We start from the raw sequence: 22517 nt of genomic DNA on the forward strand, positions 1-22517 counted from the left end.
CCGCACCGCCACGCGGCGACGACGGAGCCGCACGGACCTCCGTCCGGCGACGACGGAGCCGCACGGGCCTCCGCCCCGGGGCCGCGCGACGATGGAACACACCTCTCACGCTCCGGGCCGCCCCGAGCGGCATGGGCTCTCGTAACATGTCTACGTGCTCGCCCTTTTCCGCTCCGTGTGGGACGAGCCCCGTCCCGCCGACCCGCCGTCGCGGGTGTGGCGGGACTGGGCACTCGTGGGAGTGCTCGTGCCGGTCGCGATACTCGAAGGGGTCCTGCGGCCCGATCTTCCGTGGCGGGCCGTCTCGCTGATCGTCACTGTCGGGCTGGTGCCCACCTTGCTGTGGCGCCGGACCAGACCGCTGCTGGTGGTCGCGATCGTCTTCACCACCACGAGCCTGGCCCCGCTGCTGACGGCCGGCGACGCCCCCGAGACATACACGATGGCGTACCTGCTGATCGTGCTGTACTCGCTGTTCCGGTGGGGGTCCGGACGCGAGGTCACGGCCGGACTGACGATCATGATCGCCGCGGTCTCCCTCTCGCTGCTCCTGGGCCGCCTCACCCCCGGTGACACGGTCGGCGCGTTCGCCGTCACGTTCTCGGCCGTCGCCCTGGGCGGGGCACTCCGCTACCGGGCCGGGGCACGGACGCGCGAGCTCGACCAGATCAAACTGCTCGAACGAGAGCAGCTCGCCCGCGACCTGCACGACACCGTCGCCCATCACATCTCGGCGATGGCCATCCGGGCACAGGCGGGCCTCGCCACGTCGGCGTCACGGCCGGACACCGCGACCGAGGCACTCCACGTGATCGAGGCCGAGGCGGCACGTGCCCTCGACGAGATGCGCGCCATGGTCCGTCTCCTGCGCCGGGACGGACGCGCGGACCTGACGCCCGGCCGCCACATCACCGACCTCGAACAGCTCGCGAGCCGAGGCGGCTCCGGCCCGTCCGTCGACGTGGAGATCTCGGGCGACCTCGACGGCCTCCTCCCGTCGGTCGAGGCCGCCGTCTACCGCATCGTCCAGGAGTCGGTCACCAACGCCCGACGGCACGCCCGGCACGCCACCCGTGTCGAGGTCCGCGTCGTCGCCGACGACACATCCGTGCGCCTGCGGGTGAGCGACGACGGCGACAGCGGCCTCATGCGCCCGACCGCGTCGCCGGGATACGGACTCATCGGCATGATCGAACGCGCTGACCTGCTCGGCGGCACCTGCGAAGCCGGTCCCGGCCCCGACCGAGGCTGGACCGTGACCGCCGTACTGCCCCGGGCCGGAGCGGTGAGGTGAGCATCCGGGTGGTCGTCGCCGACGACCAGGAGATCGTCCGCACCGGGCTCACGATGATCCTCAACGCCCAGCCGGACATCGAGGTCGTCGGCGAGGCCGCCGACGGGCGCCGCGCCGTCGAGCTCGCGCGTCGCCTGCGCCCCGACGTGTGCCTGTTCGACATCCGCATGCCGGGCCTCGACGGCATCGAGGCCACGCGCTCCCTCGCCGGACCGGACGTCGACTCCCCCCTCGCCGTCGTCGTCATCACAACTTTCGACCTCGACGAGTACGTCTACGCCGCCCTGCGCGCCGGCGCCCGGGGTTTCCTGCTCAAGAACGCCGGGGCCGCCATGCTCTCCCAGGCCGTCCACGCCGCCGCGGACGGCGAAGCGCTCATCGCCCCGAGCGTCACCGCGCGACTGCTCGGGACCTTCGCCCGCACCGGGCCCTCCGCACTGCCGGTGCGCCCCATCGAGGTGCTCACGGACCGGGAGGAACAGGTCCTGGCCACCGTGGCACGCGGGCGGACCAACAACGAGATCGCCGATGAGCTCCACATCTCTCTCAGCACCGTCAAGTCCCACATCGCCAGCCTGATGGCCAAGCTCGGCGCCCGTAACCGCGTCGAGATCGCCATGTGGGCCTATGAGACCAGGCGCGTCTAGGACCGAGCCGGGTGCGGGATCCGGCCGGCTGGCCGGCTACGGATGATCCATTCGGCCACGGCGAGGTTTATCACCCAGCCGGCGCCCATGAGCAGCGCTCTGGAGAGCTCGCCCGGTGTGCCGGCGATCAGGACCCAGAACAGGTGGGTCAGCACCTGCGTGCCCGCGCCCAGGCCGATCGCGTAACCGCGGATCATCCAGGCGCGGTGCCGGACGACGTCCCGCCGCCGGATCGCGGCGGCGCCGAGGAGGATGGCCAGGGCCATGGCCGAGCCGAACACGAGCCGGAGGCCGGAAAGGAGATCACCGTCACCGTCGGGGCGGGGATAGAACACGGTCATCCACAGCCCCGAGAACGCCGCGACGAGTCCACACGGGATCAGGACCCGCCCGGCGACGCGGTGCCAGGCGGACCCTCGCCGGCGGAGACGGGGAACGGTCTGAAGAGCCCCCACCACGCTGTACAGGCTGACGCTGAGGATGTGCAGCACCACGGGCAGGGGCGCCGCGAAGAACCGCGCGTTCTCCGGGGTGATCTCCGCTCCGCCCGTCAGCTCGGCCAGGCGGACGGCTCCGGCGGCCACCGGAACAGCGCTGAGCACGATCAACGCGGCGGGTACGAGCCAGTCCGCCTTGGCGGCGGAGGCCGCGGCGGAAGTCCCCGCCGTGTCCCGGCCATCCACCGGCAGGCCGCTCCGCGGCGGCCGCGGAGACAGAAAGCGCCCTGTCGGGCTCTCGTCGGTCATGACCCGATCGTGACGGCTGGGACGGTGACGGCTCATCGGCAGAAGGGCCCGGTCCGAGTCGGCCGATCATCCGCCAATCAGGCGTACTTTCAGCCGATGAGCCCGCTGGGCTGGCCTTCTACGCTGATTTCCGTGGCGCGAAGCACACTTGCCGCCGTCCGGTCGGCGATGTCCGCGCCCTGTCGATGCGGGCCACGATGTCGATCCGTGAGTGCGGCGGCCCCGATGGACCCGCGGCATGACCGACACCCGCACCCACGGTGGATGAGGAGAGTGCGATGAAGGCGTTCGTTCTGCGTTCGTATGGCTCACCCGACGTGTTGGAGCTCACCGACGTCGACGTTCCGGTGCCCGGCGACGGCGAGGTGCTGGTCCGGGTACGCGCCACCTCCGTCCAGCCTTACGACTGGCACCTGATGAGAGGCGAGCCGTACGTCTCGCGTCTGATGCCCGGGGGACCCGGGCTGCGCAGGCCGAAGATCAACATCTTGGGTGCCGACATCGCGGGGCAGGTCGAGGCGGTCGGCAAGGACGTGACGGAGTTCCGGCCCGGCGACGAGGTGTTCGCGATGCCCAAGCAGGGCGGCTTCGCCGAGTACGCCTGCGTCCGGGAGAGCGAACTGGCGCCGAAACCGAAGAACCTGTCGTTCGAGCAGGCGGCGGCGGTGCCTCTGGCGGCCGGCACCGCCCTGCTGGGCCTGCGCGACGAGGGACGGATCCAGCCGGGACAGAGTGTTCTCGTCAACGGGGCCTCGGGAGGCGTGGGCACCTTCGCCGTGCAGATCGCCAAGGCGTTCGGCGCGCGGGTCACCGGCGTCTGCAGCACCCGGAACGTGGACCTGGTCCGATCGATCGGCGCGGACGAGGTCATCGACTACACCAGAGAGGATTTCCTGCAGAACCGACAGCGCTACGACCTTCTGCTGGACATCGCGGGGAGCCGTCCGGGGTCGGCATGCCGGCGGGTGCTGACCCCCCGGGGGACCTACGTCGTCGTCGGCGGACCGGGCGGCCGATGGGTGCAACCGGTCGATCACATGTTCTGGGCGCTCGCGATGTCACCGTTCGTGTCCCAGAAGATGGCCGTGGCGGACGTGGTCCGATGCACGGAGAACAGGCAGAACCTGGTGACGCTGACCGGACTCATCGAAGACGGCAGGGTCACTCCGGTCATCGACCGCTGTTACCCGTTCGCGGAGATCCCGACCGCCGTCGGATATCTGGAGGCGGGACATGCTCAGGGGAAGGTCGTCATCGAGATCTGAGCCACCGGATCCGAGCTTCCGGCCCCCTCGTGACGCGGAGACATCCCCGGGCCGCAGGCGGCTGCGTCAACGGATCCGCCACGCCCCGGCTCCGCTTTCCATCCGGCGCCGGACGTCAGGTCATCACCGACTCGCCACCGGGATAGGTGAAGGACGACCGGGGCGAGTAGAAGCCCCACACGATCTGCAGCGGATCTGCGGGGCGGAGAGCATAGACGGAGTGGCTCGGCTCCAGGAACTCCAGCGACACGATCTCGAACGGGTCCACCGGTTCCGCCACGAAGGGGTAGATCCCGCTGAGCCTCTGCCCGCCGACCTCCGTGATGTAGCGCAACTGGCCACGGTTGACCGCCGTACCGGTGTCGCCGACCCGCGCGGTCGTGCGGATCACCGGCACACCGTCCGACTCGGTCGTCGCGACCAGCTTCCTGCCCCTGACCTCGATCGTGGTACGGCCTGCGGTGGCGGGCACACCTCGGGCGGCCGCGTAATCCCGCACCGCCGCGCTGGAGTTGAAGTAGTGCGTCCACCAGCGGCCGGGGGTCACGCCGTCAGGAGCGTAGGCGTGTTCCAGGTCCGGCCCGATGTAGGTGAGCGAATACGCGCCGAAGCCCGAGGTCTGCTCGGGCCGGTCGACGACGTACTGATTCATGAAGACCTGCCGGTTGGGCATGGGCTTCAGACCCTCGGGAACCAGGGCCGCGACGGCTCCGGGATCGGCCGGCACCCAGCCGAAGTAGATCATCCGGCTGTTGACGACGAGCTGGGGCGCCACGAGTTCGGACACGACTTCTCCCTGGCTATCGACGGCGTTACAGCCGGAACATACGTCACGTCCCCACGGAGAACAATGATGGACATGCGGCGCTCGCCGACTCCCGGGGACCGCGGGCCGCGGGGCGGGTGCACCGTCTGAACCGGGCCGCCCCACCCGCCCGCGCCGACGACCGCACGCACACTCCGGCGACCGCACACCCGCGCGCCCCGCACGCCCCGCACGCGCACGCATGCACGCATGCACGCATGCACGCATGCACGCTCAGACGATCGCACGCACCCGCCCGGCGGTCGGCAGCCGTCGGGAGCGCGCCATCACGGGACTCTGCCCCTGGCCCGGAAGGCCGCGGTCTTGACCCGGTTCTGGCATGCGGTGCCGCAGAACCGGCGGGTGCCGTTGCGGGACACGTCCACATACACCCGATCACAGTGCGGCGCCGTACACACCCCGAGACGGTCGTGGAACTCGCTCCCCAGCACGATCGCGAGCCCGGTGGCGCAGCTCGCCGCCCAGTCGCCGGTCATGGTGCCGCCGGGGCCGTGGAAGTGCAGGTGCCACGGCTCCCCGTCGTGCCGTTCGAGCAGCGGCCGGGCGCGAGTCGCCTCAAGAAGGCCGTTGACCTGCAGGGCCGCCGCGTCGATGTCTCCCGTCGCGACGGCGTCGAAGACCACGCGCAGCCGCGTCGCGATCTCGACGAGCTCACCGGCCTCCCCATCAGTGACCTCCCGGTGACTCGGGTAGCCGGTCCGCAGGGCCTCGGTGGCGGCGGCGGCGAGATCACGCGGCGGCGGGAAGGCGCGGCCCCGCCTCTCCCCGGGGGTCAGCTCGTTGACCAGACCCACCGCCACCCGGACGATCGCATCAGCGTGACTGTTGAAATCCACTTGACCAGTTACATCCTCGCACTTTAGCTTGTGACTGCCACAAGCTTAAACGACAGTCACAAGGAGATGATTGTGCTCACCCACGATGCCGCACTCGACTGGATCGCACGCTGGGACCGCCAGCAGGAGGGCTACCTGCCCGACCGCGAGGAGCGCTTCACCGTGTTGATCGACGCTGTCGAAGCGACGGGCCGCCCCGATCCGCTGGTCATCGACCTCGGCTGCGGACCGGGCTCACTGTCCGCCCGCCTTCTGGAGCGGCTGCCCGGGGCGACGGTGATCTCGGTCGACGCGGACCCGCTGCTGCTCGGCCTCGGCCGGGCCGCCTACCCTCATCTGAGGTTCGTCTCCCTTGACCTGCGCACACCCGGATGGGCCGACTCCCTGGGCCTGGACAGGCCGGCCGATGTCGCGGTGAGCACCACCGCGTTGCACTGGATCTCCGGCTCGGACCTCCCGAAGATGTACGCCGAGCTGGCGACCGTGTTGCGTCCGGGCGGGCTCCTGCTCAACGGCGACCACATGGAGACCGACGACACCGCTCCGGCCGTCGCCCGCCTCGAACGCGCCGTGCACGACCGGGCGACCGAGCGCGTGTTCGCCGGCCGGCGCCCCGAAGAATGGCGCCAGTGGTGGGACGCGGTCGCCGCCGACCCCGCCTTCGCCGAGCTCCGCTCCGCACGCGCCACCGCGGGCGCCGACCACACCGGCTCGGAGTCCCCCCTGCTCTCCACCCATGTCAGCGCCCTCCGCGACGCCGGCTTCACCGAGATCGGCTCCCTGTGGCAGCGCGGCAACAACCGGCTGCTCTGCGCCGTCCGCGGCTGAACCGCCGTTCCCGGCCCCTGGCGCCAACGGTCAGGCCGCTCTCGTTGACGCTCCGGTACAGCCGTCCGGATCGGACATGGTCAGCACGGTGGCGGCCGGCCAAGACGGAGATCTCCTCCATGGCGGCTACTTTCAACCGGCGCACCTGCCGACGACTGACCAGCCCCTGACCGGCGCTCCCCTGGCGGCGTGAACACCGGTCTCATCCGCACAGTACGGTCGCGCCACCTCTGTACGGCACCGCACGCCGTTTGAGTGCCTCCTGGAAACAGGAGCCCGGTGAGGATCCCGCCGAAGACCCTCGCGTTCACTTCCCTGATCCCCAAGGTATTGCTGGGCGCCGCCCTTTGGAGACGTCGGCTCAGCCGTACGGCAGTTGCGGCAGGAGAAGCGGCTCGCTGCTCTTCGCGTCGGCATGGTTCACGAAGAGCAGCACGTGGCGCGGCGGCCGTCACGGGGTGAGGGACTCAGCCCGTGTAGTCGGTGGTGTGGGTCTCAGAGCCGGTCGGCCATAGATATTTGCCGTCGTCGGTGGTCGAATAGGCGCGGTTACCGTCTCCTGGACGGGCCTGAATGAGATTGCGGCGCCAGGTGGAGCCGCGAGCCGACCCGCTCCAGAAGTTGCCGTACAGGAAGCCGTACAGCTGCTCGAGTTCCGCCGAGAAGACGTTGTCGGTGACGGTGATGTTCTTGGCGTTGTTGACGACGCCTATGGAAATCGCGTAACCCCAGCCGGAGACGTAGTTGTCCGTGAACTTGATGTTGTCGTATACGCCGTCGCCCTGAAGGGCCAGGGCATTGGTGTTGCCCAACGAGGCCAGGGTGTTGTGGTGGACGATCATGGGACCGCCGTTGCCTTCGCTCTGCGGGCCTATGCCGTCGTGGTGGTAGACGTCATGTGACGTATCGGCCATGTCATGGATGTAGTTGTTCGTCCAGGTCGACGGGCGGCCCGGGAAACCCGTCACCATCTCCATACCCGCGTTGCCCCAGATGTCATTGTGATCCATGACAGCCACGGCTTCCTTCATCGTCGTGGCGAGCTGCCAGGACTTGTCGAAAGGCGTACCGGGCTTGGAATGAGACGACGAGACGGTGCCATCGTTCCCGGGAGGCATCGAGTAGGAACTCGGCTTGAACGTCGAGTAGAGGAACTTGATGTTGTTGTCCGAGTAGATCTGGACGAGATTGTCATTGGGGTTGGTGCCCTCGAACAGACAGCCGACGAACGTGAGATTATCGCCGTAGATATAAACCTTCAGGGCCCGGAAGCGCTTGAAGGAGATGACGCTGTTGTCGGGGAAATCCAGCGTCAACGGTTTACTGTCGCTCATATTCGGCGCATAGTCGGTGAGCTTGCCCGGATACGCCCCCAAGCCCAGGCCCCCGGCATTGGCCGGCGTATTGGCATAGCCGGTGTTCGAGAAGTCCGGCCAATATCCGGAACCGTCGTTGGGCCGGGCGCTGACGGCCGCAACGGCTTTTTTCGGCCGGGGCTTGCTGGATTCACCGCCGGCGGAGGCGCTTGACGGCAGAGCGGCTGCGAGGAACGCGAGAGCGGCGACGGCGGCGACGCAACTCCGGGCGAGCGCACGGACGAGCGGGAAGCGGAGGCGATCGCGCATGCCTCGGCGATGTGATGGCTTGATTTTTGTGCTCCGATACATTCGGCTAAGAGCTCATGCTGTCCAGCCGACAGAACGAGCTATCAGCTATTGAGGTCAAGGCCCTGCGTGATCCGGGAGGATCACCCGCGAGGTGTGCGTGGCAGACCTCAGCTGTCAGGGGTTCGTGCTCATACCTGAACCCGCTCGCCCTCGTCCGCTACGTCCTCCATGGCCGGCGGCGATGATCACGAAACGATACACCCACAAGATCTTTGACACACCATGAACGACCAAGCGTGACCCGATGAGGGCTCACCGGGGTTGAGCCGGCGGCGTCAGGCGCTGTCACCACCTGGGGTGCCACCACCTGGGGTGCCGCCTGGCCCGTGGGGCGGACGACCGGCTGTCGTTCTCACGGAAGGAGACCTTCGGGTTCGCCGCCTACCTCGCGGTCGCCCTCCTCGCCTCGGCTGTCAACGGCTTGGCCGCCACTGCCAACCTCAGGCGCGTTCGGCGCCCACCTACGGGCCCGCGACTACCACTTCGGCCCCTGCGCCCTGTGCTTCTCCCCGGCGACAGCCGCTCTCGCCGTGAATCTGGCCTACCACGGCCCCTGGTGATCCCGGCTGGTCGGGTCCACAGCGACGGGCACCGCACGAATCAGGTCGGCAAGACCTCCCAGAGGCCGAACCGCCTCACCAGGTTCAGCCTCTGGGGCGTCTTGCCGCCATGCGTTCAGGCCGATCAGGCCTCACCGGAGGTCAGGCCCACCGAGCAGGAAACACCCGTGCCCGCCAACGCAATGTGACCGGTGACGCAGGAAGGGGCTATCCGCTCCTGGCCCTGGACCAGCCCAGGGAGAAGCGATGTTCCCGGCCAGAGTGATGCGATTTTTTCGGTGCTCATCTCCACTCGCAATGGCGACGAGCTGCCCAAAAACATACTCGCCGCACATTGGGGTCGGCGACCGAATTGTTCGTCTACCTTAAGCAGCGTGATCTATGACGGTCTACGCGCGGTGAGGCCATGACTGCCGGCGCGCCTCGGTAGAGGACAAAACCCGGGGATGCACCTGCGTATCAGGGCAAGGGGTGATATCTCCAACAAGTAAAAGGGGAGGGGGGCGCAACATTCTCACCTGGCACGGCCAGGTCACGAAGAAGGGCTCATTGCATCGTTTTCAGGAGAGATCTCGTAGCCAGGAGGCGATGGCCGCTCCGATTTGATCGGGAGCGTCTTCCTGAACCATGTGGCCACCCGTAATCGTGATGTGTGCTTGATTCGGCCACGACCGGGCGACGGCCCGGTGTGTTTCGAACATCGTTCCTGGAACGGCCTCGATGAACAGTTTGGGAACCGGAGACTTCGCGAGCCATGCCGCATAACGCGTGATGGCGTCGTGGACATCGCTTGGTTCGCCCGCGACGGGCACCTCGCGCGGCCAGGTCAACGTCGGCCTGCGTGACTCGCCAGGTTCCGTGTAGGGACGGCGGTAGACGGCCATCTCCGCCTCCGACAGCCCTCGCAGCACCTCTGCGGGCAAGACGTCGTCGACGAAGAAGTTCCGGTCGAGAACCATCTCTTCACCTGTGGCGGAGCGGATCGCTTGAAAGAGCCGGATCGCAGGCTCCGGCCAGTCGCTCCACGAGGGGATCGGGGCCACGAACGCCTCCATGTAGGCGATACCCCGGAGTGCGGAAGGGTGACGGTACGCCCAATCGAAACCCAGAGCCGAGCCCCAGTCCTGCAGCACCATGACCACTCGCTCACGTACGCCGAGGGCCTGAAGGAACGCGTCGAGATAGCGGCGGTGTTCGACGAAGCGGTATGAGCCCGGCCCGCTGGCCGGGAGTTTCGCGGAATCGCCCATCCCGATCAGGTCCGGGGCGATGCAGCGCCCCTTACCCGTCAGATACGGGATTACATTTCGCCATACGTACGACGAAGTCGGGTTGCCGTGAAGAAAGACGATCGGATCACCTTCTCCCTCCTCGACGTATGCCATTTCAAGCCCGTCTATCTCAATACGGCGCTTCCGATACGTTCCTCAGCCGAGATCATGACTCTCCTCATTTTGGTTCGCCTTCCAGCTGAACATGCTGATTATCGGTGTGGTTTGATCAGATCTGATAAAAGTCCGGCGGGCGCTTAGGGAGGCCGTTGACCCGGCAACCGCACGGCGAGTCCCACCGGTGGTTCGACGCTCCGCGAGACCCATACGTCGCCAAAAGCACATGTACTTCGCGAATCCCTGATTTCCGCAGGTTCTGGCTTCAGTCGGAGATTCTGCGGCACGACCCGGGTCTTGCAACAAGGCCCCCGGTGCGCCGTACTCTGCGACCACTGTCGGCCTGGCCTCATGCTCGTCCTGGCCGAGCGTCGCGAACTGGATCAGGCCGTCACCACCGCCGAGACCATGTTGGAGCGCGCGCAGGGCATGGAGTCCGAGCGCATCGCCGAACGGGTCGCCACGGTGGCCGACGCGTTGAGCCCCTACGACGCCCGTGCGGTGCGGGAGTTTCTGACGCGGGTGCGCCAGCAGGCACGCGTGCCCTTGTAGCGTAGAGCCGAGATCAGGCAACCGCACCGGGAGTACGCCGCATGCGCTGGCAGGTCAACTCCGAAGAGCCTCTCTACACCGACCCGTGGCTCGACATCCGGGTGACGGATGTCGAGCTGTCCGACGGCGGGCATCTGAACCATCGCTGATCCGCACCGCGCCCGGGGCCGGAGCCGTGGTCGTCGACGAGCGACGCCGGGTGCTGCTGATCTGGCGCCACCACTTCATCACCGACTCCTGGGAATGGGAGGCTGAGCGCGTCGAGTGGATACCGCTGGGCGACATCCCTCGACTGGTCAGGAAGGGCGACATCGTGAGCGGCACCAGCATGGCCGCGCTGTTGTACGCCCTCACCGAGCTGTAGAAACCGGCTGAAGTCCGGATAGCAGGACGGCTCGCGCCCAGGAGTTGAGCGCGAGCCGTACAGCGAGATCTGTGAAGCTACTCCTCGGTCGGGACCAGGCCCGTCTGGCAGGCGCCCCACCCCGACGGGTCACCTAGCTTGACGTTGGTCCCGCCGATACCGCAGTAGCCGCCGGGGTTCTTGAAAAGGTACTGCTGGTGGTAGCACCTGGTTTCACGCAGCAATTGGGGGGCTATTCGGTGTCCTTGGGGTGTCGTGGCGACGCATAGATCACCCAGATAGTACGAGCGACGTCATCGATGGCATAGCGCACACGGCCGCCGCTGGTGACCTCGAATTCCCACTGCTCCAGATCCCTGCCGTTGTGGCGATGAGTCGCGAGGTCGCCACGCAGGCGATGTTGCCGGTCGTGGCTGGAGCGTGAACGTGGATCAACCCGCAGTACCTCGAAGCATCGGCGCGTATTGGCCAAGGCATGACGGCACAGTTCCTCCCAGCCCCTGACTGCGTCGCTGGTACCGAACCGGACATCCCACTCGTCATCCGGCGGTGGCACCGTAACTCGATCTCCGCGCTTCGGGCTCATGGCGAAACCTGCACCGGCCCAAAGTCTCCACTCGTGGGCCGGCGAGCCTCGGCGTACTGTGCAGGGTCAGCCTTGATTCTGGCAGTGGCCCGCCAGCCTGCAATGACCTCCTGGGCGGTGGCATCGACATCCAGCTCGGCTGCGTCGGAGAGTGCTTCGACCAGCTCGAGCGTGAAGGCGCGAAGTTCGTCCGAGGACAGGTGGCGGACCCAAGGGAAGACCTCCGGCATGGCTATGACCAGCGCACGCGCGGTGGGATCATGCTTGATCAAGGCAAGAAACAGCCGGGACGCCGTGGCCAGCGTCCGTTCGCGTTCCTCTTCACGGTCCGCCGCGGTCAAGTAGAAGTCTGGAGCATCCCGATGCGTGACACGCACGCGTCCCAGGCGCGCCGCGCGCTCGGCGACCGCCCGGGGATTTCTAGACAGGTCAGAGAAGGTCACCGCGTCGGCATGGCTAGTGCTCACTCCACGAGTGTACGTCAGAACACGTTCTGATGAGCGGCCCGCGACCGTGACCGTCATCGCCATGGCCCAGGCCGAGCGGGCCGATCCAGGAGTGCCACAGCGGTCGCACGAGAGCGCTTCAGCGGTTTCGCCTGCAGCAGTAAGATCACGAGGTGACGAGAAGGGCCCTCGAAAGAATCGCAGATTTGATCAGACGCGCCGACGCCTTTGCCCACCTGGCCAGTGAGGTGCAGAATGAAGCCGGAAACGGTCGAGAAGACCTTCTCCGCCGGCTTGCCAACGATTACGGCGTTTGGTACGCGGAAGCCTTGACTGTAATCCCGCCCGACCACATTGGGGTTTTCCGCAAGGAATACGAGGGAGGGTTTCCGAACTACAAGATCAAGCACTTTCTGCAAGCCGGGCTCGAGCTCAACACCATGTTCGTGGAGCTGGCCGCACAGGGCACGATATCCAAATGGTTATACCCGGCCAAAAGCGCATTTCTTGCACCCCTTTCCGGGCAGAAGCAAATCCTACGGAACGCTGCCGCCCTCGCAGGCGGGCACCCTGGGGTCCTGGCCACGCTTGACACCCTCGAAGATGTCTTCCGTAGACTTCCGACCGCGCTGGCCGTTCTACGCCAGAACGTCCGCGGACGGCCAGGCATCGCGGTCAACGATGAGTACGACCTGCAGCGAGTCGTGCACGCTGTTCTGTGTCTGCACCATCTCGACGTCCGCTCGGAAGAGTATGGACCAAGCAGGGCAGGTGCGCATCCCCGCCTCGACTTCCTTCTCAAGGACGAGCGGATCGCCGTAGAAACAAAAATGACCCGGAGCAACCTGGGGCCACGGCGACTTGGAGATGAGCTTGCACAGGACATCCTGCGCTACAGGACACACGACCATGCGGATGCATATTTCGCGCTTGTATATGATCCGGACAAGCACATCATCAACGCGTCCGGCTTCGAACGAGACTTCCCGGCAGAAGCTGCGTTCCCGGTTCGAGTGGTGATCATCCAGTAGAACATTCAGACACCACCGCGAGCGGCTTCCAGTGGTTACGCACGGCTCGGAACCACTGGAATGCCATCCCAGAGCAGGGTGCTCATGCCGGAGGCGGACGCCTGCTCACCCAGGGCTGCCGTTTAGGCGTCGCTCAGAAAAACGGCTGAATCCTTCGCCGCTGGATGGCGTCGAGAATTCACTCACCGGCCGGCGCGATGCCTACCGGGCAGGAGACCCCGGTGCCGCCGATGCCGCAGTAGCCGCCGGGGTTCTTGAAAAGGTACTGCTGGTGATATTCCTCGGCGAAGAAGTAGTCACCGGCCGGGGCGATCTCGGTGGTGATCTGGCCGTAGCCGGACTCGGTGAGCACCTTCTGGTAGGCCTCACGCGAGGCCAGGGCGGACTTCTCCTGCTCGGGCGAGTGGAAGTAGACAGCCGAGCGATACTGGGTGCCGACGTCGTTGCCCTGGCGCATGCCTTGGGTGGGGTTGTGGGCCTCCCAGAAGACGCGCAGCAGCTCCTCGTAGGAGACCCGGGACGGGTCGAAGACCACGCGGACGACCTCCGTGTGGCCGGTCTGGCCGCTGCAGACCTCTTCGTAGGACGGGTTGCGGGTATAGCCGCCCGCGTAGCCGACCGAGGTGGAGACCACGCCGGGAGTCTGCCAGAACTTGCGCTCGGCGCCCCAGAAACAGCCGAGGCCGAAGTCGGCGATCTCGCTCCCCTCGGGGTACGGCGGAGCCAGCGGGGCGTCGAGGACCGCGTGGCGCGCGGGCACCGCCATGCGGGCGTCCCGCCCCGGGAGCGCGTTCTCCGGGGACACCATGGAAGTCTTGTCCTTACCGAACAGCCAGCCCATTGCGAACCTCCTCCTGACCTCTGTGACAGAGGCAACCATCCTGGGGCGCACGGTGTTCCCGTAAGAGCAACTTAACAGTAATGCAAGATCCACTAATTTGTGTTAAATCGCGTAAGCAGCCAAAATGGCTACATGCCTGAATCGCGCCAAGGAGTCCTGTACGGCATCGCCGCCTACACCATGTGGGGCCTGTTCCCGCTGTACTGGCCGCTCCTGAAACCCTCAGGCGCCCTGGAGATCCTGGCCCACCGGGTCACCTGGTCCCTCGTCGCCGTCGTCGCCATCCTGGCGGTGCGGCGTCACTGGGCCTGGATCCGCGAGCTGCTGCGCACCCCCCGGAAGATCGGCCTCCTCGCCCTGGCCGCGGCGATCATCACGGTCAACTGGGGTGTCTACATCTACGCCGTCAACACCGGGCATGTGGTCGAGAGCGCGCTCGGCTACTTCATCAACCCTCTGGTCAGCGTGCTCTTCGGCGTCTTCCTCCTCAAGGAGCGCCTGCGGCCGTGGCAGTGGGGCGCGGTCGGGCTGGGCGCCCTGGCCGTCGTCGTCCTCACCCTCGACTACGGCCGGCTGCCGTGGATCGCGCTGGTGCTGGCCTTCAGCTTCGGCACCTACGGGCTGGTCAAGAAGATCGCGCAGGTCGGCGCGGCGGAGAGCATGACCATCGAGACGCTGGTGCTGCTGGCACCCGCGCTCGGCTATGTGATCTATCTGCAGGGGCAGGGCGCGGGCACCTTCGGGAGCCTGGGCCTCGGCCACACCCTCCTCCTGGCCGGCAGCGGTGTGATCACGGCCGTCCCGCTGCTCTGCTTCTCGGCGGCCGCGATCCGGGTGCCGCTCACCACCATCGGCCTGCTCCAGTACATCGCCCCGGTGCTGCAGTTCCTCGTCGGCGTGTTCGTCATCCACGAGGCCATGCCGCCCAGCCGCTGGATCGGGTTCGCCATCGTCTGGCTGGCGCTGTCGGTCTTCACCTGGGACAGCCTCCGCGCCGCCCACGCGGCCCGCCGTACGGCGCTGGAGACCGTGACCGTGTAGGGGCGGGGAGGGGCTCCGGATCCGCGTGCCGCCGCGACGGGCGGCCCGCAGAAGCTCGGGCGGGCGGGCGTCGGCGGACGGTCAGGGCGGGCCCACCCCCGGCGGCCGCGGAAGGCTCACGCGGCGCGCAGCGCGGTCACCACGGCGGCGAGGTCCGGGTCGGCCCGCGCGGCCTCTTCCAGCGCCTCCCGCAGGGTCTCCTCATAGGTGGCCGCCGCCTCGGCGTATCGGGTGCGGCCGGCGTCGGTGAGCACGGTGTAGACCCCGCGCCTGTCGTTGGGGCACAGGTCCCGGTAGGTGAACTCGGCCTCGTGCAGGCGCGCCACCAGGCGGGTCACCGAACTCTGGTTGAGGCCGATCTTGTCGGCCAGCTCCTGCATGCGCAGCTCGTGGTCGGGGGCCGCGGCCAGATGACCGAGCGCGCGGTGTTCCGACAGGCCGATGCCGTGCCGGCGCTGGAGCACGGCGGCCAGCCGGTTCTCCACACGCACGTGCAGGGCCAGGACGCGGTTCCACATCGAGGCGTCTCCGGACGGCGCCGGCGGCGCGGGGAGCTGGACCCCGGAGGGGGCTGAAACGGTCACGCACACCTCCTTTCACATCCGACCCTCCATGAGCCGGACTTGACACAATATACATGTGCATACATGCTTTGTCGTGTCACCAGAAACATGCATATACATGCAAATATATCCTACGTAAGGAGCCCAGCCAATGGCCTGGATCTACCTGCTCATCGCCGCCGTCTTCGAGGTCGTCTTCGCCCTGGCCACCAACGCCACCGAGGGCTTCACCCAACTGGGTCCCTCACTGCTCACGGTGGCCGCCGCCGGCGGCGGCATCTTCTTCCTGAGCCTGGCCCTGAAGACCCTGGACGTCGGCGTCGGCTACACCGTCTGGACCGGCATCGGCTCGGTCGGCACGGTCATCCTCGGCACCGTGATCTTCGGCGAGGAGCTCAACACGTGGAAGGTGCTGGCGTTCCTTCTGATCATCGGCGGCGTGCTGGGCCTCAAACTCGCCGACCGCGTCTCCCAGCGCGGGGCCGAGCCCCAGCAGGCGGCCTCCGAGCACGTCGCCACCTGACCCCGCACGGTCTCCCCGGCTCCGCCCCGCGCCCGTCAGCACGCCCCGCCCCGCACCCGGCGCGACCCAACCCGCGCCAGTCCCACACACGACACCCGGCGCGACCCGTCCCGCGCCGCGCCGGTCCCGCACACCCCGTCCCGCACCCGACACCCGGCGCGACCCATCCCGCGCCCCACCCAAGGAGCACCACCATGGCCTGGATCTATCTCTCCGTCGCGATCGTCTTCGAGATCGGCTTCGCGCTCGGCACCAACGCCACCCAGGGCTTCACCCGGCTGTGGCCGTCCGTCTTCACCCTGCTCTCGGCCGCCGGCGGCGTCTTCACCCTCAGCCTTGCCCTGAAGACCCTGGACGTCGGCGTCGGCTACACCATCTGGACCGGCGTCGGCTCCATCGGCACGGTCGTGCTCGGGGCCCTCATCTACAAGGAGCGGATCACCCCGGCCAAGCTCGTCTCCTTCGCCTCGATCATCGGCGGCGTCGTCCTGCTCAAGATCGCCGCGGGGATCTGACGGCCGGGCGGGCCCCCGCCGGAGCCCGCGCGCGGTCAGCCGGAGCGCTCGACGACGTAGTCGCAGAGGGCGAGGTAGGCGGCGCGGGCGGGGATGTCCGGCAGGCCGTTCAGGTCCTCGCGGGCCCGGTCGACCCAGGCGGCCAGCTCGGCACGGGCACGGGCCATGGCCGGGTTCGCGCGCAGCAGGCGGAGCGCCTCCTCGACGTCGTCCTCGGCCACCGGCCCGGCCAGCAGCTCGCGCAGGCGGGCGTCCTCGGGGGCGTCGGAGGACAGCACGTACAGGACCGGCAGCGTCCGGATGCCCTCCCGGAGGTCGGTGCCGGGCGTCTTGCCGGACTCGACCGAGTCGGAGGCGACGTCGAGCAGGTCGTCGCCGAGCTGCCAGCCCACCCCGATGGCCTCGCAGGCCCGGGTCAGCCGGTCGACGATCTCGGGCGAGGCGCCGCTCAGCAGGGCGCCGAACCGGCCCGAGGTGGCGATCAGGGAGCCGGTCTTGTCGGCCAGGACGTCGATGTAGTGGGCCACCGGGTCCTCGCCGGGGCGGGGGCCGATGGTCTCGCGGATCTGGCCGCGGACCAGACGGGAGAACGTCTGGGCCTGGATGCGGATGACCTCGGCGCCGAGGTCGGCGAGGATGTCCGAGGCCTGGGCGAACAGGTAGTCGCCGGTCAGGATGGCCACGGTGTTGTCCCAGCGGGCGTTGGCCGAGGGGGAGCCCCGGCGCACCGGGGCCTCGTCCATGACGTCGTCGTGGTAGAGCGACCCCAGGTGGGTCAGCTCGATGACCACGGCCCCGGGCACCACCTCGGGGGCCTCCGGCGAGCCGAACTGGGCGGCGAGCAGGACCAGCATGGCCCGGAACCGCTTGCCGCCCGCCTCGATGAGGTGCTTGGACGCCTCCGTGACGAAGGCGTCCTCACTCTCGACCGAGGTCCGCAGCAGCTTCTCGACCTCGGCCAGCCCGCTAGCGAGGTCCTGCGCCAGCCGCTCGTCGATGAATGGCAGATCAACAACCGGTGGCGCAGCCATGAAGCCTTACTCCTCTAACGAATGAACAGTGCGGACGCAGCCTGGTCCGCCAGATCGAGCACCGGCTGCGGGAAGACCCCCAGCACTACCGTAGCCGCTGCCGCCAGAGCGACCACAGCCGAGGTGCCCACGGTGGGCGCGGCGATGGTCGGCCCGTCGGCGGCCGGCTCGCTGAAGAACATCAGCACGATCACGCGGACGTAGAAGAACGCGGCGATCGCCGAGCTCACCACGCCCACGACGACCAGCGGCAGCGCGTTGCCGGCGACCGCCGCCGCGAAGACGGCGTACTTGCCGAAGAACCCGCTGGTCAGCGGGATGCCCGCGAAGGCCAGCAGGAAGAACGCGAAGATGCCCGCCAGCACCGGGGACCGCTTGCCGAGGCCGGCCCACCGGGACAGGTGCCCGGCCTCGCCGCCCGCGTCGCGGACCATGGTGACCACCGCGAAGGCGCCGACCGTGGTGAAGCCGTAGGCGGCCAGGTAGAACAGGATGGCCGACAGGGCCTGCGCGTTCTGCTCGAAGGTGCCGATCGCGATCACACCGGTGAGCAGGAAGCCCGCGTGCGCCACCGACGAGTAGGCCAGCATGCGCTTGATGTCGGTCTGGGTGATGGCCAGGATCGCACCGACGATCATGGTCAGGATCGCGACGCCCCACATGACCGGCTGCCAGTTCCACTCCAGGCCGCCCAGGGCGACCCAGAAGACCCGGAGCACGGCGCCGAAGGCCGCCACCAGGACGGTGGAGGCCATCAGGGCGGTGACCGCGGTGGGCGCGCCCTGGTAGACGTCGGGCTTCCACGCCTGGAACGGCGCGGCACCGATCTTGAACAGCAGGCCGACGCCGAGCATCGCGGTGCCGATGAGCAGCAGGGTGTCCTGGCCGGCGACCGTGCCGAGCGAGTCGGCGATGGCCTTCAGGTCGATCGAGCCGGCGTAGCCGTACACCAGGGCCATGCCGTACAGGAAGAAGGCCGAGGAGAACGCGCCGAGCAGGAAGTATTTGACCGAGGCCTCCTGCGAGAGCAGGCGGCGACGGCGGGCCAGGCCGCACAGCAGGTACAGCGGCAGGGACATGACCTCAAGGGCCACGAACATCACCAGCAGGTCGTTGGACGCGGGGAACAGCAGCATGCCGCCGACCGCGAACAGCAGCAGCGGGTAGACCTCGGTCTGGGCGAACCCGCTGCGGACCGCCTCCTCCTCGTCGGGGCTGCCCGGGACGGCGGCCGCCTGCGCGACGAACTGCTCGTCGTCGTTGATCAGCAGCACGCTGACGAAGGCCAGGATGAGGATGATGCCCCAGATGAACAGGGAGGGCCCGTCCACCGCGACCGCGCCCATGGCCGCGGCCTTGTCCGGCAGGCCGTTGGCGGCCGACAGGATGGTCGTGACGAACGCGCCGAGCAGCGCCAGCAGCGTGAGCGGCACGTGGATCGACTTGCGCAGGTATCGGGGCGCGAACGCCTCGACCAGCACCCCGATGATCGCCGCGCCGAACACGATCAGCATCGGGGACAGCAGCGCGTATTCGATCGTCGGAGCTTGGATGGTGCCGTTCACTGCCCGGCCCCCTTCTTGTCAGCGACGGCTGGGGTGAACTGGTCCACATGGACGTTGGACAGCGTCTGGTCCACCGCGGGGTTGATCACGTCGAGGACCGGCTTGGGGAAGAAGCCGAGGGCGATGATCACCGCGATCAGCGGGGCCACCACCCACCTCTCCCGCGCGTTCAGGTCGGTGAAGCCCTTGACCGACTCGGCCGTCGGGCCGTTCATCGTCCGCTGGTACATCCACAGGATGTAGATGGCCGCCAGGACCACACCGCTCGTGGCGATGATCGCCGGGACCATGTAACGCTCGTAGGTGCCGAGCAGGACCATGAACTCGCTCACGAACGAGGACAGGCCCGGCAGGGAGAGACCGGACAGGCCGGCGATCAGGAAGGTGCCGGCCAGCAGCGGGGCGACCTTCTGCACGCCGCCGTAGTCGGCGATCTGGCTGGACCCCCGGCGGTAGATCAGGAATCCGGCGATCAGGAAGAGCGCGCCGGTCGAGAAACCGTGGTTGACCATGTAGAGGGTGGCGCCCGCGCCACCGTTCGCGGTCATCGCGAAGACGCCCAGCGCGATGAAGCCGAAGTGCGAGATCGAGGTGTAGGCGATCAGGCGCTTCATGTCGGTCTGGCCGATCGCCACGATCGCGCCGTAGACGATGCCCACCACCGACAGCACGATCACCAGCGGCGTGAAGAACTTCGCCGCGTCCGGGAACAGCTCCAGGCAGAAGCGGAGCATGCCGTAGGTGCCGACCTTGTCCAGCACGCCGACCAGCAGCACCGCGGCGCCGGCCGGGGCCTGGGCGGCCGCGTCGGGCAGCCAGGTGTGGAACGGCCACAGCGGCGCCTTGACGGCGAAGGCGACGAAGAAGCCGAGGAACAGCCACTTCTGCGTGTTCGGGTCCTTGATGACCCCGACCAGCTCGGGGAACATGAACGTGCCCTTGGCGGCGATCACGTAGAGCGCGATCACCGCGACCAGCATGAGCAGCCCGCCGAACAGCGAGTAGAGCAGGAACTTCACGGCCGCGTAGGACCGCTGGGCGCCGCCGTACGACCCGATCATGAAGTACATCGGGATCAGCATGGCTTCGAAGAAGACGTAGAAGAGGAAGATGTCCGTCGCCGCGAAGACGCCGATCATCATCGCTTCCAGCACCAGCAGCAGCGCGAAGTAGGTCTTCACCGACCGCTTGGGCGGGGCCGCGGCCCCGGTGCCGTCGGCGTCGTGCCAGGAGGCGAGGATCACGATCGGCACGAGCACCACCGACAGCGCGATCAGCACCAGGGCGATGCCGTCCACTCCGACGCCGTAGTGCACGCCGAAGCGGGGAATCCAGTCGTATACCTCGGCGAACTGGAAACGCGTCTCCGAGGAGGGGTTGAACTGGGCCGCCACGACACCGGTCAGCGCCAGCACGACCAGCGAGACCCCGAGGGCCAGTTGCTTGGCGAGCTTGTCACTCTTGGTGAGGGAGACCCCGACCGCGCCCAGCACGGGCACGGCCATCAGGATCGAGAGCCAGGGCATCACATGTTCCCTACGTAGAGCAGCGCGCCAACGACCACGGCGGCACCGAAGAGAATGGACAACGCGTAGGACCGCACGTAGCCGGTCTGGATGCGGCGCAGCCGGCCGGAGGTCCCGCCGATCGTCGCGGCCAGCCCGTTGACCAGGCCGTCGATGCCGCGGTTGTCGACGAACACCGCGATCCGGGCCAGCCACTGGCCGGGGCGCATGAACAGCGTCTCGTTCAGGGCGTCGCCGTACAGGTCACGACGGGCGAAGGTGGTGAGGAACGAGCCGCGCGGGGCGACCTGCGGCACCTCGGCCGCGCCGTAGCGGATCCAGGCGAAGGCGGCGCCGACGGCCACCAGCGCGAGGGTGGCCAGGCCGGGAACGCTGGCGAAGTGGAACTTCGGCAGCTCCTCGGGAAGGCCGACGGCCGGGGCGAGGAACTTCATGAACCGGTTGTCCAGGATCAGGAAGGCGCCCAGGAAGATCGAGCCGATCGACAGGATGATCAGCGGGACCGTCATCACCGCGGGCGACTCGTGCGGGTGGGCGTCGTCGGCCCAGCGCTTCTTGCCGAAGAAGGTCATGAAGACCATCCGCGACATGTAGAAGCCGGTGATGCCGGCGCCCACGACCGCGAGCCAGCCGAGGATCTCGCTGTGCTCCATGGCCGTCTCGATGATGCCGTCCTTGGTGAAGTAACCGGACAGCAGCGGGAAGCCGATGATCGCCAGGTAGCCGATGATGAAGGTGACCGCGGTGATCTTCATCACCGAGAACAGCGCGCCGTACCGGCGCATGTCGACCTCGTCGTTCATGCCGTGCATGACCGAACCGGCGCCGAGGAACATGTTGGCCTTGAAGAAGCCGTGCGTGATCAGGTGCGCGATGGCGAAGGCGTAGCCCGCCGGGCCGAGGCCCGCGCCGAGCATCATGTAGCCGATCTGCGACATCGTCGAGCCCGCCAGGCCCTTTTTGATGTCGTCCTTGGCACAACCGATGATCGCACCGGCGAGCAGCGTGGCCACACCGACGACGGTGACGGCGATCTGCGCGGGCGAGCCCATGACGTAGAACGCGCCCGACCGGACGACCAGGTAGACGCCGGCGGTGACCATGGTCGCCGCGTGGATGAGGGCCGAGACCGGGGTCGGGCCCTCCATGGCGTCCAGCAACCACGACTGCAGCGGGAGCTGGGCCGACTTGCCGCAGGCGCCCAGGAGCAGCAGCAGGCCGATGGCGGTCATCGTGCCGTCGGAGGCCTCACCGGCGAGCGGGAAGACCTTGCCGAAGGCGACCGAGCCGAACGTGGACCAGATCGTGAAGATCGCGATCAGCAGGCCGAAGTCGCCGACGCGGTTGACGATGAAGGCCTTCTTCGCGGCGGTCGCCGCCGAGGGTTTGAACTGCCAGAACCCGATCAGCAGGTAGGAGGCGAGACCCACGCCCTCCCAGCCGATGAACAGGGCGACGTAGTTGTCGGCCAGCACCAGCAGGAGCATCGCCGCGACGAACAGGTTCAGGTAGGCGAAGAACCGGCGCCGGTCGGTGTCGTGCGACATGTAGCCGATCGAGTAGATGTGGATCAGCGAGCCCACACCGGTGATCAGCAGGGCGAAGCTGATCGACAGCGGGTCGATCAGCAGCCCCATGTCGGCGATTCCGGGGATGAACTGGTAGAGCTCGATCCCCCGGCGCCGCTCCGACTCGGGCAGGCCGAGCAGTTCGACGAAGGAGACGACGGCCACCACGAAGGCGGCCAGCGACATGGCGACACCGAGGAAGTGGCCCCAGCCGTTGGTACGGCGCCCGCCCAGCAGCAGGATCGCGGCCCCGAGCAGCGGCAGCGCGATCATCAGCCAGGAGACCCCGATCACTCCACCGGAGTGCT

General features: G+C 67.8%; 24 protein-coding genes. 10 read left to right on the top strand and 14 right to left on the bottom strand.

Annotated elements, in window-relative coordinates:
- The first annotated feature begins 154 nt into the window (after nucleotides 1-154).
- A complete protein-coding gene (locus ACZ6R6_RS04680) occupies nucleotides 155-1294 on the top strand; it encodes a sensor histidine kinase (protein WP_470090190.1) in 1140 nt (379 codons plus the stop codon).
- The gene (locus ACZ6R6_RS04685; protein ID WP_470090192.1) at nucleotides 1291-1941 is read left to right on the top strand and encodes a response regulator; all 651 of its coding nucleotides are present in this window, start codon (nucleotides 1291-1293) and stop codon (nucleotides 1939-1941) included. Before ACZ6R6_RS04680 ends, ACZ6R6_RS04685 begins: the two co-directional genes overlap by 4 nt.
- Here the strand turns inward: ACZ6R6_RS04685 and ACZ6R6_RS04690 are convergent.
- Nucleotides 1938-2624 carry a DUF2306 domain-containing protein gene (locus ACZ6R6_RS04690; RefSeq protein ID WP_470090193.1) on the bottom strand — a complete coding sequence of 229 codons (687 nt, stop codon included), beginning with the start codon at nucleotides 2622-2624 and terminating at the stop codon, nucleotides 1938-1940. The genes ACZ6R6_RS04685 and ACZ6R6_RS04690 overlap by 4 nt on opposite strands.
- Nucleotides 2625-2965: 341 nt before the next feature.
- On the opposite strand from ACZ6R6_RS04690, the gene ACZ6R6_RS04695 reads away from it, so the two are divergent.
- Nucleotides 2966-3952, top strand: coding sequence for an NAD(P)-dependent alcohol dehydrogenase (locus ACZ6R6_RS04695; protein ID WP_470090194.1), 987 nt, complete (start codon nucleotides 2966-2968; stop codon nucleotides 3950-3952).
- Nucleotides 3953-4067: 115 nt separating this feature from the next.
- Here ACZ6R6_RS04695 and ACZ6R6_RS04700 read toward each other — a convergent pair whose 3' ends face one another.
- Both ACZ6R6_RS04700 and ACZ6R6_RS04705 read right to left on the bottom strand, forming a co-directional pair.
- The gene (locus ACZ6R6_RS04700; RefSeq protein WP_470090196.1) at nucleotides 4068-4739 is read right to left on the bottom strand and encodes a hypothetical protein; all 672 of its coding nucleotides are present in this window, start codon (nucleotides 4737-4739) and stop codon (nucleotides 4068-4070) included.
- A 305-nt stretch (nucleotides 4740-5044) separates the two neighbouring features.
- The gene (locus tag ACZ6R6_RS04705) at nucleotides 5045-5614 is read right to left on the bottom strand and encodes a CGNR zinc finger domain-containing protein (protein WP_470090198.1); all 570 of its coding nucleotides are present in this window, start codon (nucleotides 5612-5614) and stop codon (nucleotides 5045-5047) included.
- A gap of 66 nt (nucleotides 5615-5680) precedes the next feature.
- On the opposite strand from ACZ6R6_RS04705, the gene ACZ6R6_RS04710 reads away from it, so the two are divergent.
- Nucleotides 5681-6442, top strand: a complete 762-nt coding sequence (locus ACZ6R6_RS04710; protein ID WP_470090200.1) for a class I SAM-dependent methyltransferase — start codon at nucleotides 5681-5683, stop codon at nucleotides 6440-6442.
- A 467-nt stretch (nucleotides 6443-6909) separates the two neighbouring features.
- On the opposite strand, the gene ACZ6R6_RS04715 is transcribed toward ACZ6R6_RS04710, so the two are convergent.
- Complete coding sequence (locus ACZ6R6_RS04715) at nucleotides 6910-8067, bottom strand: hypothetical protein (RefSeq protein ID WP_470090201.1); 1158 nt, start codon at nucleotides 8065-8067, stop codon at nucleotides 6910-6912.
- A 1162-nt stretch (nucleotides 8068-9229) separates the two neighbouring features.
- On the bottom strand, nucleotides 9230-10054 hold the full coding sequence (locus tag ACZ6R6_RS04720) for a haloalkane dehalogenase (RefSeq protein ID WP_470090202.1): 825 nt from the start codon (nucleotides 10052-10054) through the stop codon (nucleotides 9230-9232).
- 354 nt (nucleotides 10055-10408) lie between these two features.
- Here ACZ6R6_RS04720 and ACZ6R6_RS04725 point away from each other — a divergent pair, with 354 nt between their 5' ends.
- The gene (locus ACZ6R6_RS04725) at nucleotides 10409-10609 is read left to right on the top strand and encodes a hypothetical protein (protein WP_470090204.1); all 201 of its coding nucleotides are present in this window, start codon (nucleotides 10409-10411) and stop codon (nucleotides 10607-10609) included.
- A 175-nt stretch (nucleotides 10610-10784) separates the two neighbouring features.
- Nucleotides 10785-10973: a hypothetical protein gene (locus tag ACZ6R6_RS04730; RefSeq protein ID WP_470090205.1), complete on the top strand. Its 189-nt coding sequence runs from the start codon at nucleotides 10785-10787 to the stop codon at nucleotides 10971-10973.
- Between the two features lie 77 nt (nucleotides 10974-11050).
- Here the strand turns inward: ACZ6R6_RS04730 and ACZ6R6_RS04735 are convergent, their stop codons facing one another.
- Genes ACZ6R6_RS04735 through ACZ6R6_RS04745 form a run of 3 tightly spaced genes read right to left on the bottom strand, consistent with a single transcriptional unit; the run spans nucleotide 11051 to nucleotide 12026 of the window.
- Nucleotides 11051-11197, bottom strand: coding sequence for a hypothetical protein (locus tag ACZ6R6_RS04735; protein ID WP_470090207.1), 147 nt, complete (start codon nucleotides 11195-11197; stop codon nucleotides 11051-11053).
- A gap of 8 nt (nucleotides 11198-11205) precedes the next feature.
- On the bottom strand, nucleotides 11206-11559 hold the full coding sequence (locus ACZ6R6_RS04740) for a hypothetical protein (protein ID WP_470090208.1): 354 nt from the start codon (nucleotides 11557-11559) through the stop codon (nucleotides 11206-11208).
- On the bottom strand, nucleotides 11556-12026 hold the full coding sequence (locus tag ACZ6R6_RS04745; protein WP_470090209.1) for a hypothetical protein: 471 nt from the start codon (nucleotides 12024-12026) through the stop codon (nucleotides 11556-11558). Before ACZ6R6_RS04745 ends, ACZ6R6_RS04740 begins: the two co-directional genes overlap by 4 nt.
- Nucleotides 12027-12178: 152 nt before the next feature.
- Between ACZ6R6_RS04745 and ACZ6R6_RS04750 the strand changes: the two genes are divergently transcribed.
- The gene (locus ACZ6R6_RS04750) at nucleotides 12179-13036 is read left to right on the top strand and encodes a PD-(D/E)XK nuclease domain-containing protein (protein ID WP_470090211.1); all 858 of its coding nucleotides are present in this window, start codon (nucleotides 12179-12181) and stop codon (nucleotides 13034-13036) included.
- 178 nt (nucleotides 13037-13214) lie between these two features.
- On the opposite strand, the gene msrA is transcribed toward ACZ6R6_RS04750, so the two are convergent.
- Nucleotides 13215-13877 carry a peptide-methionine (S)-S-oxide reductase MsrA gene (gene msrA, locus ACZ6R6_RS04755; protein ID WP_470090212.1) on the bottom strand — a complete coding sequence of 221 codons (663 nt, stop codon included), beginning with the start codon at nucleotides 13875-13877 and terminating at the stop codon, nucleotides 13215-13217.
- Nucleotides 13878-14009: 132 nt separating this feature from the next.
- Between msrA and rarD the strand changes: the two genes are divergently transcribed.
- Complete coding sequence (gene rarD / locus ACZ6R6_RS04760) at nucleotides 14010-14918, top strand: EamA family transporter RarD (protein ID WP_470090213.1); 909 nt, start codon at nucleotides 14010-14012, stop codon at nucleotides 14916-14918.
- Between the two features lie 116 nt (nucleotides 14919-15034).
- Here the strand turns inward: rarD and ACZ6R6_RS04765 are convergent, their stop codons facing one another.
- Nucleotides 15035-15502 (bottom strand): MarR family winged helix-turn-helix transcriptional regulator, encoded by a 468-nt coding sequence (locus ACZ6R6_RS04765; RefSeq protein ID WP_470090215.1) that lies wholly within the window; start codon nucleotides 15500-15502, stop codon nucleotides 15035-15037.
- Nucleotides 15503-15632: 130 nt separating this feature from the next.
- Between ACZ6R6_RS04765 and ACZ6R6_RS04770 the strand changes: the two genes are divergently transcribed.
- Entirely contained in the window at nucleotides 15633-16004 is a 372-nt protein-coding gene (locus ACZ6R6_RS04770) for a DMT family transporter (protein ID WP_470090216.1), read from the top strand.
- A 194-nt stretch (nucleotides 16005-16198) separates the two neighbouring features.
- Entirely contained in the window at nucleotides 16199-16519 is a 321-nt protein-coding gene (locus ACZ6R6_RS04775; RefSeq protein WP_306860404.1) for a DMT family transporter, read from the top strand.
- A 35-nt stretch (nucleotides 16520-16554) separates the two neighbouring features.
- Here ACZ6R6_RS04775 and ACZ6R6_RS04780 read toward each other — a convergent pair whose 3' ends face one another.
- Genes ACZ6R6_RS04780 through nuoL form a run of 4 tightly spaced genes read right to left on the bottom strand, consistent with a single transcriptional unit; the run spans nucleotide 16555 to nucleotide 22482 of the window.
- Nucleotides 16555-17550, bottom strand: a complete 996-nt coding sequence (locus ACZ6R6_RS04780) for a polyprenyl synthetase family protein (RefSeq protein ID WP_470090218.1) — start codon at nucleotides 17548-17550, stop codon at nucleotides 16555-16557.
- Between the two features lie 14 nt (nucleotides 17551-17564).
- Nucleotides 17565-19115 (bottom strand): NADH-quinone oxidoreductase subunit NuoN, encoded by a 1551-nt coding sequence (gene nuoN / locus ACZ6R6_RS04785; RefSeq protein WP_470090219.1) that lies wholly within the window; start codon nucleotides 19113-19115, stop codon nucleotides 17565-17567.
- Nucleotides 19112-20641, bottom strand: a complete 1530-nt coding sequence (locus ACZ6R6_RS04790) for an NADH-quinone oxidoreductase subunit M (RefSeq protein ID WP_470090220.1) — start codon at nucleotides 20639-20641, stop codon at nucleotides 19112-19114. The genes nuoN and ACZ6R6_RS04790 overlap by 4 nt, the downstream gene beginning before the upstream one ends.
- Complete coding sequence (gene nuoL / locus ACZ6R6_RS04795) at nucleotides 20641-22482, bottom strand: NADH-quinone oxidoreductase subunit L (protein ID WP_470090472.1); 1842 nt, start codon at nucleotides 22480-22482, stop codon at nucleotides 20641-20643. Before nuoL ends, ACZ6R6_RS04790 begins: the two co-directional genes overlap by 1 nt.
- Nucleotides 22483-22517 lie beyond the last annotated feature (35 nt).

Source organism: Streptosporangium sp. NPDC048886 (assembly GCF_055586905.1).